Annotated in this window: 9 protein-coding genes; 4 read left to right on the top strand and 5 right to left on the bottom strand. The window is 48.4% G+C overall.

Features of this window, described 5'->3' with window-relative positions:
* Positions 1–56 precede the first annotated feature (56 nt).
* The 4 genes from ACO1NU_RS00230 to ACO1NU_RS00215 all read left to right on the top strand — a co-directional run bounded on the left by ACO1NU_RS00230 (position 57) and on the right by ACO1NU_RS00215 (position 8,242).
* The gene (locus tag ACO1NU_RS00230; RefSeq protein ID WP_448816428.1) at positions 57–2,699 is read left to right on the top strand and encodes a zinc-dependent metalloprotease; all 2,643 of its coding nucleotides are present in this window, start codon (positions 57–59) and stop codon (positions 2,697–2,699) included.
* 16 nt (positions 2,700–2,715) lie between these two features.
* Positions 2,716–6,075: a SusC/RagA family TonB-linked outer membrane protein gene (locus tag ACO1NU_RS00225; RefSeq protein ID WP_448816427.1), complete on the top strand. Its 3,360-nt coding sequence runs from the start codon at positions 2,716–2,718 to the stop codon at positions 6,073–6,075.
* A 10-nt stretch (positions 6,076–6,085) separates the two neighbouring features.
* Entirely contained in the window at positions 6,086–7,411 is a 1,326-nt protein-coding gene (locus tag ACO1NU_RS00220; RefSeq protein ID WP_448816426.1) for a RagB/SusD family nutrient uptake outer membrane protein, read from the top strand.
* Between the two features lie 81 nt (positions 7,412–7,492).
* Positions 7,493–8,242, top strand: a complete 750-nt coding sequence (locus ACO1NU_RS00215; protein WP_448816425.1) for a LytR/AlgR family response regulator transcription factor — start codon at positions 7,493–7,495, stop codon at positions 8,240–8,242.
* Positions 8,243–8,248: 6 nt separating this feature from the next.
* On the opposite strand, the gene ACO1NU_RS00210 is transcribed toward ACO1NU_RS00215, so the two are convergent.
* Genes ACO1NU_RS00210 through ACO1NU_RS00190 form a run of 5 tightly spaced genes read right to left on the bottom strand, consistent with a single transcriptional unit; the run spans position 8,249 to position 17,170 of the window.
* Complete coding sequence (locus tag ACO1NU_RS00210) at positions 8,249–12,298, bottom strand: two-component regulator propeller domain-containing protein (RefSeq protein ID WP_448816424.1); 4,050 nt, start codon at positions 12,296–12,298, stop codon at positions 8,249–8,251.
* A 34-nt stretch (positions 12,299–12,332) separates the two neighbouring features.
* A complete protein-coding gene (locus ACO1NU_RS00205) occupies positions 12,333–13,409 on the bottom strand; it encodes a glycoside hydrolase family 2 TIM barrel-domain containing protein (protein WP_448816423.1) in 1,077 nt (358 codons plus the stop codon).
* A 20-nt stretch (positions 13,410–13,429) separates the two neighbouring features.
* On the bottom strand, positions 13,430–14,476 hold the full coding sequence (locus tag ACO1NU_RS00200; RefSeq protein WP_448816422.1) for a glycoside hydrolase family 43 protein: 1,047 nt from the start codon (positions 14,474–14,476) through the stop codon (positions 13,430–13,432).
* Between the two features lie 6 nt (positions 14,477–14,482).
* A complete protein-coding gene (locus ACO1NU_RS00195; protein ID WP_448816421.1) occupies positions 14,483–15,580 on the bottom strand; it encodes a glycoside hydrolase family 43 protein in 1,098 nt (365 codons plus the stop codon).
* Positions 15,581–15,634: 54 nt separating this feature from the next.
* Positions 15,635–17,170, bottom strand: a complete 1,536-nt coding sequence (locus tag ACO1NU_RS00190; RefSeq protein WP_448816420.1) for a RagB/SusD family nutrient uptake outer membrane protein — start codon at positions 17,168–17,170, stop codon at positions 15,635–15,637.
* Between the last annotated feature and the right edge of the window lie 2 nt (positions 17,171–17,172).

Here is a 17,172-nt window from a genome sequence, read left to right as displayed (position 1 = left end):
CTGCGACTTCATTCCTGAAGGTTTCCAAAAACGCGTATTAAGCATGATTTTGGAGTATGATTTTGGATAAGAAAGTCGCCAAGACAATACTCATTGCCCTTTTTTTATTATCATATAATACACAGGGATTTGCGCAAACATCAAAGAAATCCCCCAAAACAAAGAACACAAAATCTTCATCGGGGGAAGCAAAGGATAGCAAGGCCGACAGTACAGGCAGCAAGGGTCTCAAGAATTACGCTGAGCTTTTAAAGAAAGCGAAAACATCTGAAGGCCTCTTCAAGGTTCACCAGATCGACACCGACTACTACTTCGAAATCCCACTTGTGCTGCTCGATAAAGATTTCCTTGTGGTGAATAAAATATCAACCGTCCCTCTGGCGCTTAACGAGTCGGGATTGAACAAAGGGATGAACTTCGACAATAAAGTCATCCGCTTCACCAGGAACACTCTGGCTAAAACCATTTGGGTAAGCACCATCGTGCCCCAGGTAGAATCGGCCCCCAATGATGCGATCACCCGTTCGGTTCGCGACAACTTTACCGGGTCTGTGATCGAGTCATTCAAAATAGAAGCATACTCCCCTGATTCAAGTGCTGTCGTCATCAAAATGAACCGGGTGTTCGACGGTACAGACAAGAGCTTTAATGATGTCTTTACTGATATCGGTCTCGGAACATCGCCGAAAACATCCCTGTCAGGTATCGAACGCATCAAAACCTTTCCGGAGAATATCGTGGTGCGTGCACTGCTCAGTACCCGGGTTACGGAAGGACAAAGCAGCATTCCTGTAAGCGTCACCGTAACAACCAACCTGGTTCTGCTGCCTGAAAAACCGCTGCAGCCACGGTTCGCAGATAAGCGCGTAGGCTTTTTCAGCGTTCCCCGCTGGTACTTTTCCGATACGCAGCACAAGATGGAAAAGCGGGATCTGATCACCCGCTGGCGACTGGAACCAAAGCCTGAAGATCGCGCACGCTATCTCCGTGGAGAATTGGTAGAACCTGCCAAGCCTATTATCTATTATATTGATCCTTCCACTCCTCCGGTATGGAGAAGCTATATTAAAGATGGTGTAACAGACTGGCAGAAAGCTTTCGAGCAGGCCGGCTTCAAGAACGCCATCCAGGCCAGAGAAGTAACGGATACAACCGACTATGATGGAGATGATGTACGTTTTTCTGAAATCACCTATGCTGCTTCTCCCAAATCAAACGCCATGGGTCCTTCTGTGGTCGACCCGCGTACCGGCGAAATCCTGGAAGCGGATGTAATCTGGTGGCATAACGTAATGACTTCCCTCCAATACTGGATGAGGATACAAACCGGCGTAATCGATACAGGTGCCCGGGGCAATAACCTCTCAGACGCTCGCATGGGTAATGCCATCCGCTTCGCTTCTTCGCATGAAATAGGGCATACGCTCGGACTGAAACATAACATGAGCGCATCTACATCCTTTCCGGTCGACTCACTCAGATCGGCAAGCTTCACCAACCGTATGGGAGGAACCGCTTCGTCTATTATGGATTACGCACGCTTCAACTACGTGGCCCAGCCTGGGGATAATGTAACGAATATTACGCCGCAGATTGGCATGTACGACAAATACGCCATTGAATGGGGATACCGCTGGTTAGATACTTCCGGCCCCCGGGAGGAACTTCCCGTATTGCATAACTGGATCAGAAAACACCAGCATGATCCACTTTACCACTTCGGCGAGCAGCAATCCACGACCAATATTATTGATCCGCGCTCCCAGTCGGAAGACCTTGGTGATGATGCAGTAAAGGCAAGCCGCTTCGGATTAGCGAATCTGAAGAGAGCCATTCCGCAGTTGATCAGCTGGTCCGCTTCCAATGATGAAGATTTCTACCAGACAGGCAAGTTGTACATGGCTGCTTTGTCGCAATGGCAAACCTATGCTGAGCATGTTATTTCCAACGTAGGAGGTTATTACCTGGAGAACCCCGTTAAGGGCGATGGCAAAGACGCCTATACTCCCGTGCCAAAGGAGAAGCAGCGAAATGCTGTTAATTACATCAAAGAGGAAGTCCTCCATATGCCTTCATGGCTGTTTGATGCTGAACTTCTGAAAAAAACATTCCCCGTAAAAGACACTCCTCTGGGTCCTTTTGAATATGGTCCTTACAACATGCAGCGCGAATATCAATACGGTCTGATCTACAGCCTCTTTAGCGATGAACGCCTCTTAAGAATGCTGGAGATGGAAGTCATTAAGGGTGAAAAAAATGTCTATACAGTTGCTGAACTATTCAGAGATATCCGGCAGGATATATTCAGGCCGACCATGAAGGGTAAAGCACTAAGCATTGAAGAAAGAACATTGCAACAAAACTATATTGATGCACTTCTCGTAAGCACAGATAAAATGCTGGAGAAAGTGACGAAAAAAGGATTGCAGGCGGGCGGCGAGTCGACTATGCTCCCACACACATGTAACCTCGGAATCGGGGAAGACGAGCACGAAAGCGCGGAGAATAGCCTTCGTAACATCCATGTGAGCTCCATGAGCCGTACATCGGCAATATCCAGCACTAAACGCGGAGAATTGCTGCGCGTCCTTTCGATCCTCGGGAAAAATAAGAAATCCTCTCACGAAGCGACAGCGAATCACTACCAGGATCTTATCCTGCGGATCCGCCAGAGCTTGCAATTAACGAAGAACTTTTAATCCATACACACACATAATGAATAGATTTCTACTTTTATTATCCGTTCTGCTGAGCTTTTCCCTCCCGGGCTACAGCCAGAACCAACGCACCGTAAGCGGTTTTGTTGTGGACGCTGAAGGACTGCCCCTGCCGGGAGCCTCCGTCTATGTCGACAAATCCAGCATCGGCGAAGAAACAGGTACTCCGGGTCTCATCCAGAATTCCGCTATCGGAACGACTACTAACGTCGAAGGTAAATTTACGCTGACGGTACCTGAAGGCACCCAAAACCTTCGTGTCAGCTTTCTTGGGTTTAACTCGGTCCTTGTGAGCATCAAAAACAAGAACAACCTAAGAGTTGAACTCAGCAGCAATGATAACGCGCTTCAGGAAGTTACTGTAAACGGTTACACCACCATATCAAAAAGAAAGAACACCACAGCTGTATCGGTCGTCGAATACGAAAAGATCCGTCAGGCAGGTGTTTCCGGTATCGATCAGATGCTGGAGGGACAGGTTGCCGGTGTTGCAGTAAGCACCATAAGCGGTGGCCCCTCTGCAGCTCCAAAGATCCGCATCCGCGGAACAGCATCCCTGAATGGATCACAGGATCCGCTGTGGGTGCTTGACGGGATTCCGCTTGAAGGAACCAACATGCCTAACGTCTATGATAAGGACAATATTGACGAATTGCGAAATCTGCCTATTGCAGGAATAAATCCGGACGACATCGCAGACATTACCATCCTGAAAGATGCTGCCGCCACGGCCATCTATGGCGCTCGCGCAGCGAATGGGGTAATCGTCGTGACGACCAAAAAGGGAAAACAAGGTCCGGTTGTCGTGAACTTCAATGCCAATACATTCATTACCGGCCGCCCCGACATCAGCAAGCTGAATCTGATGAACTCAAGCGAGAAGGTGGACTTCGAGCTTGGCCTCGCAGCGCGCACAGACCTCGAGTATCGTCAAAATCAAGGATCAGTCGCCCGTATCCTCAACCGGAATAATGAGTGGAACAAATTTCAGAACAATGGCTTCGCAGCTTTAAGTCCCGCAACTCAGCAGGCGATCAATGATCTGCGTGCTAACAGTACCAACTGGGGAAACGAACTGTATCAGACTTCTGTTAACCAGCAATACGGGCTGAGCTTCTCGGGCGGTAACGACCAGGCGACCTATTACCTTTCTTCCGGATATTACAACGAGAAAGGTGCTACAAAGGGCACAGGTCTTGAACGATACAACGTTACTTTGAAGACAGATTACAAGTTGTCTTCAAAGCTGACTTTAGGCGCCGCGCTATTCGGCTCGCAGTCAAACAGAAAAAGCTATCTGACAGAAACGTCGGCATTTACAAACCCGGCGCAATATTCACGGGACGTAAACCCTTATCAACCGGTCAGAAACGCTTCAGGCGGTTACGAGTATGACCTCGACATTTTCGGAACAAGCAATCTTTCTGGTGACGTGTACATCCCCTTCAATATGGTTGAAGAGAGAGAGAACACTCGCTACACCCTTAATAACAAGAGCCTGAAAGGACTCGTGGACCTGAACTATAAGATCCTTAACGATCTGAAGCTCCGCTCAGAGCTCGGCATCCAGGTCGAGGAGATTGCGATCGAAAAGTTTGGATCTCCGGATTCTTACTACGGCCGAAAGTTTAGAGAAGATAGCCGCTATTACAACTCCGCAGCGAAGCAGTACCAGTACTTCCTGCCACAGGGAGGAATCATTCAGAACCAGCAGACGTCTTTCTTTCAGTATAACTGGAAAACCATCCTGGAATACTCCAAAATCCTGGCTGAGAAACACGAGATTGAAGCACTTGCCGGAACGGAGCTCAGACGGAATAACAAAGACGATATCATGACCAAGGGCTTTGGTTTCGACGAAAGGACTTTAACGAACCAAAACATTGTGTTTCCAAATGCCGATTTTGCGACTGATCCGAGATACCGGGGCTATCAGAAGACAGAAATCGAAAATGCGTTTGCATCTTTCTTTGCTACCTTATCGTACACCTACGACAGACGCTACACGGCTTATGGTAGCATCCGCTACGACGGCTCAGATCTTTTTGGTGTCGATCCGAAATACAGGTATCTCCCGATCTATTCCTTTTCCGGTGCATGGAATGCCAAAGAAGAAGCATTCCTGAAAGACGCTTCCTGGTTATCTGTCCTCAGACTACGCAGCTCGTACGGAATCCAGGGTAATATCGACAAGAACACCTCACCCTTTATTGTTGGTGCATATGACAGAACCACCATCCTGCCGGGTGGCAACGAGACCATTATCAGTGTCACCAGCCCTCCGAATGATAAACTGCGCTGGGAAAAAACAAGTACCTTTAATGCCGGCTTAGACCTTGGCCTGTTCAATAATACAGTTCAGATAACCCTCGATTACTACAACAGGAACGGAAGAGACCTTATCGGCACAGAAGAACTTCCACTGGAAACCGGATTTGAATTCACACAATCTAACTTCGCACGGGTAAACAACAAAGGTCTTGAGTTAAGCATTTCAACGCGCAATATCAGCACAGATAAGTTCAATTGGTCAACAGACCTTAACCTGGCCAACAACAGGAGTAAAGTTCTCCGCGAAAAAGTAAGAGACAATCAATACACACCCTCCCGTGAAGGCTACCCTGTGAATGCAGTATTTACGATCAAGACGGCGGGACTGGACGAAAACGGTTTGCCGAAGTTTGTTCAACAAAATGGCGAAGCCGTTTCCCTGGAAACATTTTACAAGCTGTATGATCCTTACGCTGATTTCTTCCCGGGCATGCTCAGCCAGAGTGCATTGACGGCTAAAGAGTACCAGGGCTTATTTACCTACGCTGGAGACGGAGACCCTAAGTACATTGGAGGTCTGATTAATCGCTTCAGGTATGCAAACTTTGATCTTTCTGTGTCGGCACTCTTCAACTTGAAGCGCACCGTGCAGGGATCAGCCCCTTACAACCCGGCCTCAGTTGACCGCGGACAAAATTACTCAAGGGAGGTCCTGAATGCCTGGACTCCTGAGAACACCTCTGCCCGCTTACCTCAAATAATAGGTAACTATACTGACGGCGGCGAACGCTGGATGGCTTACAACTGGTTAAACGGTGGAGACCAGATCAATTCATACAGAAATCTCGATCTTTTCACTAAGGAGATCAGTTACGTGAGGATCAACAGTATCCGCTTAGGGTATACCCTGCCACGCGCCTTTTCAAGTAAGATCAAAGCAAATACCTTACGGTTCAGTGTGGAAGGAAGAAATCTCTTCGTATTCGGCACAGACTACAAAGGCTTTTTTGACCCGGAAACGTACGGAAGCATTTACACCCAGCCCATTTCCAAGACAGTCTCTATTGGTTTGAACGCAACATTCTAACAGCACAACGATGATAAAAAGAACTTCAATATATATGCTTCTGCTCACGGTAATTACCCTGAGCAGCTGCGATAAATACCTCGACATTGAACCGACCGGGAGGGTGATCCCGACTACCGCCTCTGACTTCAGAGCTTTATTAACAACCGCATACAAAGGTTTTCCACAACACAAGTCGCTGCTTTCCGTCAGAACAGACGAAGTGCTGCTTGATGAATACAGCTATGATTACTCCAGCCTTCGTGATATCCACAAATGGAATGATAATAATCCGGATGCTGTGACCATGGAATTCCCCTACCAGAGCTTCTACACGACCATCTTCTACGCCAATGAAGTTATTTCGGAAGTGGAAAACAGAGCAGGTCAGAGTGCAGAAACAGCGCAGATGAAAGGTGAAGCCTATCTGTTAAGAGCCTATTGTCATTTTGAGCTCCTGAACATGTTTGCCAAACCCTATGATAAGAATACTGCAGCAACAGACCGTGGAGTTCCCCTTTCCCTAAAGATGGACCTGGAACAAAAATATGCTCCTGCTTCAGTTGAAGAAGTCTACGCACAAATCCTGTCAGATATCGAAGAAGGCCAGAAACACCTGAATGTAGAGCGTTTTCCTGCCGGAAGCAATTATCGCTTCAGCATCCATGCAGCAAACGCACTGGAGGCAAGAGTCTACGAATATAAAGGCGACTGGAACGCAGCTTTGAAAGCAAGCGAGAGAGCACTTAAAATAAACAACAAGCTGGAAGATCTCAACTCGGCTTCCAGTCTGTTGCCAAATCACTATAAGTCGGTTGAAAACGTCATGTCCCTGGAGAATACCTTTAATGTAATTCTGACTACATCGTCTTATATTTCCAGTCATCTGACCGGCATATACAACAGTGAAAACGACCTGCGTTTTCCGATGTATTTCAGCCGCTCCGGCCGCAACTACAAGTCGGCAAAGGGCCAGTCTGACGAGCTGAAAATCTCTTTCCGCAATGGTGAGCTCTACCTGATCCAGGCAGAAGCCGCGCTGCAGACGGGCAACAAGCCTCTGGCACTACAAAGTCTTTTGGCACTAAAATCGAAGCGCCTTAAGCCTGCCTATTACAACACGGAAGCAACACGCATCAGCGGCTTAAATGATTCAGCCCTTATGCAGGAGATTATCGCCGAAAGAGAAAGAGAACTTGCTCTTGAAGGACACCGCTGGTATGACCTGCGCAGATACGGACAGCCAGCGCTCACGCACCAGGTGGATGGCGAAACATACACCTTGCAGAACAACGATCCGAGGTACACACTTCGGTTCCCGCGCTCTGCAGTCGCCGGGAATCCCAACCTTCGATAAGCATCATTCAATACCGAAATCCCCCTCAGGCATACCTGACGGGGATTTTTTATATTTGTGCTGTTTATACATCTATCTGGCATGACGGTATTGATTATTGAAGATGAGGAACTTGCTGCTGATACCCTGGCAGGCATGCTAAAAACCATCGACCCAAACATACGGGTTCTGCCTGTTCTCGGAACGGTGGAGTCCGCCGTAAAATGGCTGCAACAGAACCGGGCGGATCTGATCTTTATGGATATCCACCTGGGAGATGGTGAAAGCTTCGCCATTTTCGACCAGGTCAGCATCAGCAGCCCGGTCATCTATACGACAGCGTATGATCAGTACACGCTTAAAGCCTTCAAGAACCAGGGGATCGACTACTTGCTTAAACCCTTCGATAAGGAAGATGTCCGCGCCGCGCTCTCCAAGCTGGAAAGTCTGCAGGTGGCCCGCGACTCTCCGACTCAGGCCTCTTCCCTAGCAGTTGAACCTATACGTGGGTTCAGGAACCGCTTCATGGTAAAAGTGGGCCGGCTGATCAAGACAGTGTCGACAGAGGATATCGCCTACTTCATGGCAGACGACAAACATTTGTTCCTTGTCACACACGACGATAAGCAATACATCGTTGAAGAAACTATCAGCAGTCTGGAGCCTAAGCTCGATGGAAAGGACTTCTACCGGATCAACCGCAAGTTCATTATCCACATTACAGCTATCAAAGAAATGTACCGCCTATCCCGCAACCGTATCCGCATCATCCTTGCCCCCAGGCCCGGTGATATCGAAGTGGTCGTAAGCGAGGAGCGTTCCGAATCTTTCAAGGACTGGCTCAATCAATAAAGGGACTTAGTCCGTCTCCACTTTCTTTCTGTGCTTTTCAGCAAACTCGCTCGGCGTCTCTTTAAACTGCTGGTAAAAGCATTTGGAGAAATACGAATGCGAGTTGAAGCCAGCCATATATCCCACTTCTGATATGGTATATTCATGGGTGGACAGGAGCTTTGCCGCATATTTTAACCTGATCAGACGGATGAATTCATTAGGTACATACCCGGTCAGCGATTTCACTTTTTTATACAGGCTCGAACGGCTGAGACCAAGTTCCTTGCCGAGCTCTTCAACTGAAAATTGGGTGTCCGACATATGTGTCTCGATAGAACTGATCAGGCTGCTCATGAATTTCTTGTCGCGGCTCTCTGCGATGAGTGTCTGTGTCTCATCAAGGGGCTGCTGCGCAAACTTTTGTCTGACGCTCAATTGCAGGTCTAGCAGATTCTTCGTGATAAGCGACACCTGCTTCCACTTAAAAGGCTTCGAAATGTAAGCATCTGCACCATTCTCCAGGCCTTCGATCTCTGCCTCCGTATTCGTCTTCGCGGTAAGGAGGATCACCGGTATATGACTGTAATTAATATCTGTCTTGATTTTCCTGCAAAGTTCGAAGCCATCCATCTCCGGCATCATCACATCCGATATCACAATATCCGGCGAATGCTTCTGAAGTTGCTCAAGACCCTCTTTCCCATTTTGGGCCTTAATGGGATGGTACCCCTCGTTTAGCAGGCTTTCTGAAATAAAAGAGCGGAGTGCCTGATCGTCCTCTACGATCAAAACCATAGGCTTATCATTCCCGGTCAGTTCATCACTCTCAACCCCTGAAAATAGGTCCTCTGCTTCTTTCTTGTTGCTTACCAGCGGAATGCGGACGGTAAAAATGGTACGCACACCCGAATGGCTCTCCACCAGCAGCTCTCCACCATGCTTTTCGGCAAGCGACTTCGCCAGGGCAAGGCCGATACCCGAGCCGCCCAGGTTGCTGTAATGATGATTCTCGGAAGTCACCTTGAAAAACTTGGTAAAAATACTATCCAGCTGGTTCTGCGGAATGCCTATACCGTCATCTTCAACGCTTATGGAAACGTATTCGTTACCGGAATTGTCCTTCTCGAGAGGATTGATCCTCATCTCCACCCTGCTCCTCGTGAACTTGAATGCATTGATCAGCAAATTGCTCAGGATTTTTGTCAATGCTTCTGTATCTGCATAAAGGTCCAGCTTCTTCAAGGCGGTCTTCAGCACAAATTCAGTGGTGTTCTGATAGGGAATAGCACTAAACCGCTTGTGTAATGTGCTTACGAAGGATACGAGTTCTAGCTTTTCGGTATGAATCTCATACACATCGCTTTCGATCCTCCTGAAGTCCAGCAACTGGTTAACCAGGTTCAATAGGCGGTCTGAATTTTCCTCCATGATCTTCAGTTGGGCTGCCGTGTCGGTATTCTTCTCACCAAAGTTCATCAGTCGCTCCAGAGGCGCGATGATAAGCGATAAGGGCGTCCTGATCTCATGTGCCATGGCCGTAAAGAACTCAATCTTCTGTTTATAAAATTCCTGCTCGCTTTTTGCTTTCAGGCGTTCTAGCTTCCTCTCATTATTCCGTTTAGCACGCAGGATGCTGTAGCGGCGTACCACATACAATATCGCCATCGCGAAAATCACATAGAGGATATAAGCCAGAGTGGTCTTATAAAAAGGAGGCGCTATCGTCACCTGAATGCTGCTCATTCCATCCTCGTTAATCTCACCATCTCCTGCCTCGGCAACTTTAAAAATATAGTCCCCCGGCGGCAGATTCGTATAGGTAGCCTTCCTCTGCTGACCTACATAGTTCCAGTCTTTATCGAATCCCTCCATCTTGTACGCGTAACGCGCCTTGTCGGGCGCCAGATATTGTAGGGCGGCATACTCGAAACTGATAACGGACTGATCATGCCGGAGCCGGATCTTTTTGGTATAGTTGATCGCCTGCTCCAGCGGACTGTCCTTCTGGCGAACGTCAACGTCTTTATTGAACAACTGGAAGTTTGTAAACGCAATCACCACAGCTTCCTTGGCTCGCTTGATGCTGTCAGGATAAAAAGCATTAAAGCCCTTTATACCTCCGAAGTACAATTTCCCCGATGAACTCTTGTAATATGACTTGTAATTGTACTGCTGGCTTTGCAGATTGTCCCACTTTCCATAATTCCGTACCTCTTTGTTACGCGGATCAAACTCATATATCCCGTTATTGGTCGATAGCCAGAGCTTCCCCTTCTTATCCTCAATGATTCCAAAGATGACGGCACTCTTCATCCCGTATTCGTCTCCATACACCTCGAACTTCCGGGTTTTCTTATTGAAGAGGTTCAATCCCCCGCCGTCCGTACCGACCCAGATATTTCCTTTCCGGTCATCAAACAAGCTAATCACCTTATTGCTGCTGATCGAGCCTGCCTTACCCGTGTAGGAATACCGTTCAATATGCCTGGTACGGGGATCCAGACTGAGAAGCCCGTTGTCGTATGTAGCTATCCAAAGCAAATCCTTCTCTGCATCCTGGCAAACCTGGTATATACACATCTTATCCAGATTTCCTCCCCTGATCCGGATAAACCGGTCCTGCTGCGGATGGTATAGGTTAAGCCCAGATATCGTCGATACCCAGATACGCCCCTGCCGGTCCTCATCAATGGAATAAACACTGTTGTCGCTCAAGGATGTGCGGTCGGCGGGTTGGTTGGTGTAGCGCCTGACTTTCCCAGTACGCGGGTTGTAGATATTGAGGCCACCCGTGTACATGCCGATCCAGATATTACTGCTACGGTCTTTGTACAGCGCATGAATATTGTGGTACGATAAGGTATCCTGCCCTGCCCGGAAAGGATAATGAAGAAAAGTCTTGCTAATCGCGTCAAAATAATTCAGTCCCCCATCTTCAGTACCTACCCAAAACCGATTTTCGTCATCTTCAAGAAAGGCACTTACCGCATTCCCCGAAAGTGAGTTCCTCCCTCCGGATGAATAATAGTATTCGAACGCAGGCACATTCTCGTTGTGGTAATTCAGACCACCAAAAAAGGTACCCGACCAGATTCCTCCTTTTTTGTCCTTAAAGATGGTATAAACCGCATCATCACTAATGCTGTAGGGATCATTGCTCCTATGCTGGTAAGACGTAAACCGGCCGGTGGAAATATCGAGAACATTGAGCCCCTTTTCTGTAGCCAGATACAAAACTCCTCGCTTCGGCTGAAAGATTCCTCTGACAATATTATCGCTGATGGAATTCGTACCCGACTTCCTGAACACCGTAAACGATTCCGAATGGCTGTTAAACAGATTTAGTCCCCCTGACATCGTCCCCACCCAGATCCTGCCATCCAGATCCTTATAAAGATCAATGACCGCATCATGAGAAAGGCTGCCTTTCTTCCCGTCTGCCCGGTACCTGCGGATCTTGCCACTCCCCTTTTCCAGCACATCCAGGCCCTTCCCGTAAGTTCCCAGCCAGATATTACCCTCCTCATCTTCAACAATCTTCGATATCTCGTTAGATGATAAGCGCGGAAAAGAGCTGCTTGATGATGTAAACTGCTGCAGTTTGGGCGACTGCTGGTGGTAACGGTATGCACCCTTCTCTTTCGTCGCGATCCAGATATCTCCGTTCCCCATACGGGCAATGTCATTGATAAAGATCCTGCCAAGAGGCTCAAAGAGCCTGAACTTCTGAGTCTCCAGATTGAATATATAGATCCCGGCATCCGTCCCGATCCAAAAGGTTCTAGCATCGTACTTGAATATCTTGCGTATGAAGTTGTTCCCTATCGATTCAGGATCATCTTTATGGTGCTGGTAGGACTTGAATTGATAACCGTCAAACCGATTCAGACCGTACTTGGTACCAAACCACATATAACCCTGCTCGTCCTGCTCGACATCCCAGATGGTATTGGAGCACAGGCCGTCTGCTACAGTATAGTTCCTAAAATGGATCTTCTGTGCTTTCAATCCATTTGCGAAGGCGAAGTAACAAAGCAAAAACAGGGCCGTAGCCCTGCTTGATAGTCTGATCATCTGTTAGATTTGGTTATTCAAGATACTGAATTTTTTACTCCTCGTTCAACTTCCGTATAATATCAACCTCGTCCTGACGATATGGTGTGCCATCCGGCTTGAAGATATCATGAAACCATTCCAAGGGCTGTGATCCATCAGGCAAAGGAGTATCCCAGGCATAGATGGTGTTCGACTTTCCGGCTACAAACCCCCAGTTGATCGCGCCAATGTTTTCTTTCTTCAGCATAGGCATAATGTTAGCAAACCTGCTGTTGCGTGTCCGCGCCATATACTCCGTACAGATCATGGGCCGTCCATGCGACTTTAGAAGGTCCAGTACCCGCTGATGCCAGGCAGGCTCTTCATAGTCGTGATAGGTAATCACATCAGAGTTTAGCGCCTGAAATGCATTCAGCTCCTCAAAATCCCAGGCCCATAAGCCTGCACTTACCGGCTGAGTCGGGTTGACGTCGCGTGCCCAGCTAAATACACTTTTCAACAGAGGAAGAGAGGTAGTCAGTTTGCCTGAATTTCCTGGCTCATTATAAAGATCCCAGAGCAAAATGCGCTGGTCTTTTGCAAAATGCGTCATCACGTCCTTCACATATTTCTCCAGTGCGGGGAAATTCTTTGGGTCCTTAGATGCAGGATCGCCGGGGTCCTGCACCCATCCGGAGTTGTGTATTCCCGGCTTAGGGGCCGGCTGCTTGCCCCTGAATCCCTGCTTATTCCAGCAATCGTCAAAAAACACAAAGATGGTTTTGATCTTGTGCTTATCGGCAATTTCGAGATATTGATCCATGCGCTGCTTAAAACCTTTCTGATCTTGCTCCCAGGCCAGGCTGTGCAGATAGACCCTCATGGTGTTGAAGCCGATTTTCTCAGCCCAGCCCAGCTCCCGGTCTATAGTTGTAGGATCAAACGATTCTGCCTGCCACATCTCCAGCTGGTTGATGGCGGTACTTGGCAGAAAGTTTGCGCCGGTGATCCATTTGTGTTGCGCATACCATTGATTGGCTTTCTCGATGGTCCAAACTTTACCACCAGCGGCTTTTGCCGGACTTTTTTGCGCATCTACCGTCCCTGTAGCGAGTATGAAGAATACAAGGAGTAATTTATACCTGAACATTTTCATTTTTTGAGATTAAGTTATTTACTTGGGTTTTCTGAAGGGCTTTTCAGCACTTCACCCTCTTTTACCGGCTGTCCAAAATTGGGAGTACCATCAGCATTCCAGCCGAACTTCTGAGCCCTCGGAGAACGGTGTATACCGCAGCCCTGCCCCGGCTCGGAATTGGCATGATATAAGATCCAGTCTTCGGTACCGTCGGGCGATTTAAAGAATGAGTTGTGACCCGGAGCATACACTTTATTTTCGGGCGACTGCTTGAATACCGGCACGGGATTCTTTTTCCATGAGGACGCCTTCATGAGCTTGCGCCCCTGAAGGGTTAACATACCCAAAGCGTAGAAATCAGTCCAGCAGCCGCTTGCAGAATAGATCAGGAAGGTCTTTCCCTCGGGATTTTTCAGAATCTGAGGTCCCTCGTTAACGTTCACATGCGGTGGATTTTCCGGATCATTCAGATCTCCGTGCTTTTCCCATTCATAAAGCGGAGTGGAAATCTTCACCCGTTTGCCCTTTATTGTCCAGGGGTTTTTCATCTTGGCGATATAGATCTCCTGCGTATGATTCACATCGCCTTCCCATCCAGCCCAAACCATATACAGCTGATTTTTGTGCTTGAATACTGACCCGTCGATCGCCCATTTATTGGTATGATCACCTACTTTCCCCTTCAGCACCCAGTTCGAGTTCATCGGATCTCCTGAAGTATTCTCCAGGACGTACATCCGGTGGTTATTGTTGTTACCGTCGTCGGCCGCAAAGTACACGTACCAGCTCCCGTCAATGAAATGAATTTCCGGCGCCCAGATTTGTTTCGAATAAAGGGTTCCCGGAGGAGGAAAGAAGATCGTTTTCTTCTCCGCATCTTTGAGTTCAGCCAGATGAGCGGTCTTCCAGATCACAATACTATCCTGAAGAGTATGGGTATAATAGTAATACCCGTCTTTGTGAATACTCCATGGATCGGCACCCGAAGGCAGCAAAGGGTTTGAAAAAGTCTGTCCGAACGAGAATCCCCAGACCAGGCTGAGTATCCAGGTTAATACCTGTAGTTTTCTGATCATCATATCTGTTTATTTGTCGCCTGAAGGCACCGCTATTTTTAATCCCGCTGCAACAGGCTCACCCAGGTTCGGTGAACCGTCAGCCTGAAAACTGATTTTCTGCATACGGATGTTCCTTTTCTCTGCACATCCTTCTCCCCGGTTGGAATTGGCGTGATAGATCAGCCAGGTTTCTTTCCCGTCCGGAGATTTAAAGAACGAATTATGGCCAGGCCCATAGGCACTGCTGCTCGGCTTTGAACTGAGAACCGGAGTAGCGCGCTTCTCCCAGTCGGTCACTTTCATCGGATCGCCTCCCGGCTTCAATGTAAGCAGCCCCAGAGAGTAGTCGTCCGTTCCGCAATAGCTCGCCGAATAGGTTAGGTAATAGTTGCCCTGCTCATTCCTCAGAACCTGCGGCGCTTCATTCACAGGGAAGCCGTTTCGTTCCCAACCGAGGGTAGGCTGACTGATCATGGCAACCGGGCCTTCGAGCGTCCATGGATTACTCATTTTAGAGATATAGATCATTTGTGTCAGATCTGCGTTGGTCTTATCAGGCCTGCCGCACCATATCAGGTACCTATTGCCATTGTATTCCATCACGGTTGCGTCTATCGCCCAGAAATCCGCCCCGGTATTGTATATCTTTCCCTTCTCTGTCCAGGTGCCGGTACTGGGGTCGGCACTGTCATTCTCCAGTACCCAGGTCCGCTGGCTCAGGTCTGTCCCATCACCTGCCGTAAAATAAATATACCACTTGTTGTCGAGATAGAAGAGTTCAGGAGCCCATACATTCCTTGAATTGGCTGCTCCTGCCACAGGCGTAAAGACGACTTTAGAGGACGCGGTAGCCAAGCCCGACATGGTCGCTGTCTTCCACATCCTGATATCATTGCCTGTGGTCTGCAGATAGTAGTACATCCCGTTTCGTTGAAATACGGAGGGATCTGCACCCGACATCAGTGGGTTGGCAAATGTAGTTTCAACCGGCTGCGGCTGAACAACCTCAGGCTCTTTGCCGCCCGACTTTTTGCAGGTAATACCAGAGACTGCCAGTCCCAGGAACAAATACCTGATAAAGATCCGGCGGAGTCTCCCCTGCCCTTGTTTGCTGAGAATTTCCATTTCGTGTGTGTTTTATAAACAGGCGCGTCTCATACGACGCGCCCATTCAACTGATTAATAGCTCGGATTCTGTGTCAGATTAGGATTCAGATCGATATCCCGCTGCGGAATCGGATAGTACTCATGCTTACCCGCAACGAAAGTTTCGAACTCAGGATCACGACTTGCCAAAGCCTTGCTTAAGTCGCCCCAGCGCAGCAGATCTGCCCATCTCCATCCCTCGCCGGCCAGCTCCACGATGCGCTCGTGCTTAAGCTGAGCTAAAAACTGCGCCTGATTTAAACCCGGGCGTGCAACACTCAATGTCCGCATTCCTGCCCGCAAGCGCACTTCATCAACATACGGGTAGGCCTCGGCAGAACGGTTTAGTCCATTCAGACACTCTGCATACATCAACAATACATCTGCATACCTGATCAGGCGGTAGTTATTCGGAGAACGGAAACCCTCTTCGTTCTTCCAATGGTCGTTCAACAACTTCCTGAACCAAACGCCATTGGCATTCGGGCCGTTACCATAGCGGGAAGCAAAGGTCTGTCCGTAAACCATCGAGAAAGCGGGACCTCTGGGATCCATATTATCAAATATGAAAGAAGCCTCCAGTCGTGGATCACGGCCACCGGTCGCATTGGTTTCCTGAAAGAACTCATCAATCAGCCATCTGCGTGCTGCTCCATCGTTAAATCCAACTCCCGGAGGACCGAAGAACTGCGAAATAGACGTTCCTGTATTATTGGTTCTGGATTCATCCACATCGTCGTCGGTATTTTCTGCCAGATTCTCGTTGAACTGGATCTCGAACACCGATTCACTGTTGTTTTCAGTGTTGACCCGGAAGTTATCGCGATAGTTCCTTGTCAGCGAATAGATCTGCCTGCCCGGACCGGTTACCAGCCAGTTGAACGCATCAAGTGCTGCCTGATAGTTTTTCTGCTGCAGATGAGTCTTTCCTAAGAGTGCATAGGCCGCACCTTTGGTTGCTCTTCCGAGATCAGTGCCTGTATATCGCTCAGGGAGGCCGGGAATCGCTTCATTCAGATCCTGCGCTACCTGTGCATAGGCCTCCTGCGTGGTTGCATTTCCAGGCTTGTCTGTTGTCTGGGAAGGCGTCAGCAATATAACAGGTCTGCCAAAGTAGAGCGTCAGATTGAAATAGAACAGTGCTCTCAGAAACTTGGCTTCTGCAATGATCCGCGTCTTCAGTCCCTCATCCATCGGGATATTCGGTACGTTGGCAATGACCTGATTGGCCCTGAATACCCCCACATACAAGGTCTCCCAGGTCAGTGAAGTCAGCCCATCGTTGTAATTCGTTTGATTAAACCTCATCAGGTTATTCAGTCCGCCGTCACCGCCAGAGCCAAAACCCTCATCAGATTTAAGGATCCCGTGATAGTAAATCCATCTCGAGTATAAAGCCGGGGTACGATAAAATGTTCCGTAAACGGCATTGATTCCCTTAACAGCGTCGTCGGAGCTTTTCCAAAAGCTCTCTACCGTTGGTGCGTTGGGGTTGGCGGCATCGAAATCTCGCTTACATCCCGCGCTCAGCATCAGGAGTATCGACAAAGTGGCTATAATGTGTTTCATGT

Source organism: Arcticibacter sp., from assembly GCF_053551015.1.
This window is presented reverse-complemented; position numbering and strand designations above follow the sequence as displayed.

What these genes read in the sequence shown, in the direction of transcription:
- ACO1NU_RS00215 (WP_448816425.1), top strand. Translation starts at nt 7,493, where the DNA reads ATGACGGTATTGATTATTGAAGATGAGGAACTTGCTGCTGATACCCTG.
- ACO1NU_RS00195 (WP_448816421.1), bottom strand. Translation starts at nt 15,580, where the DNA reads ATGGAAATTCTCAGCAAACAAGGGCAGGGGAGACTCCGCCGGATCTTT.
- ACO1NU_RS00200 (WP_448816422.1), bottom strand. Translation starts at nt 14,476, where the DNA reads ATGATGATCAGAAAACTACAGGTATTAACCTGGATACTCAGCCTGGTC.
- ACO1NU_RS00210 (WP_448816424.1), bottom strand. Translation starts at nt 12,298, where the DNA reads ATGATCAGACTATCAAGCAGGGCTACGGCCCTGTTTTTGCTTTGTTAC.
- ACO1NU_RS00205 (WP_448816423.1), bottom strand. Translation starts at nt 13,409, where the DNA reads ATGTTCAGGTATAAATTACTCCTTGTATTCTTCATACTCGCTACAGGG.
- ACO1NU_RS00225 (WP_448816427.1), top strand. Translation starts at nt 2,716, where the DNA reads ATGAATAGATTTCTACTTTTATTATCCGTTCTGCTGAGCTTTTCCCTC.
- ACO1NU_RS00230 (WP_448816428.1), top strand. Translation starts at nt 57, where the DNA reads ATGATTTTGGATAAGAAAGTCGCCAAGACAATACTCATTGCCCTTTTT.
- ACO1NU_RS00190 (WP_448816420.1), bottom strand. Translation starts at nt 17,170, where the DNA reads ATGAAACACATTATAGCCACTTTGTCGATACTCCTGATGCTGAGCGCG.
- ACO1NU_RS00220 (WP_448816426.1), top strand. Translation starts at nt 6,086, where the DNA reads ATGATAAAAAGAACTTCAATATATATGCTTCTGCTCACGGTAATTACC.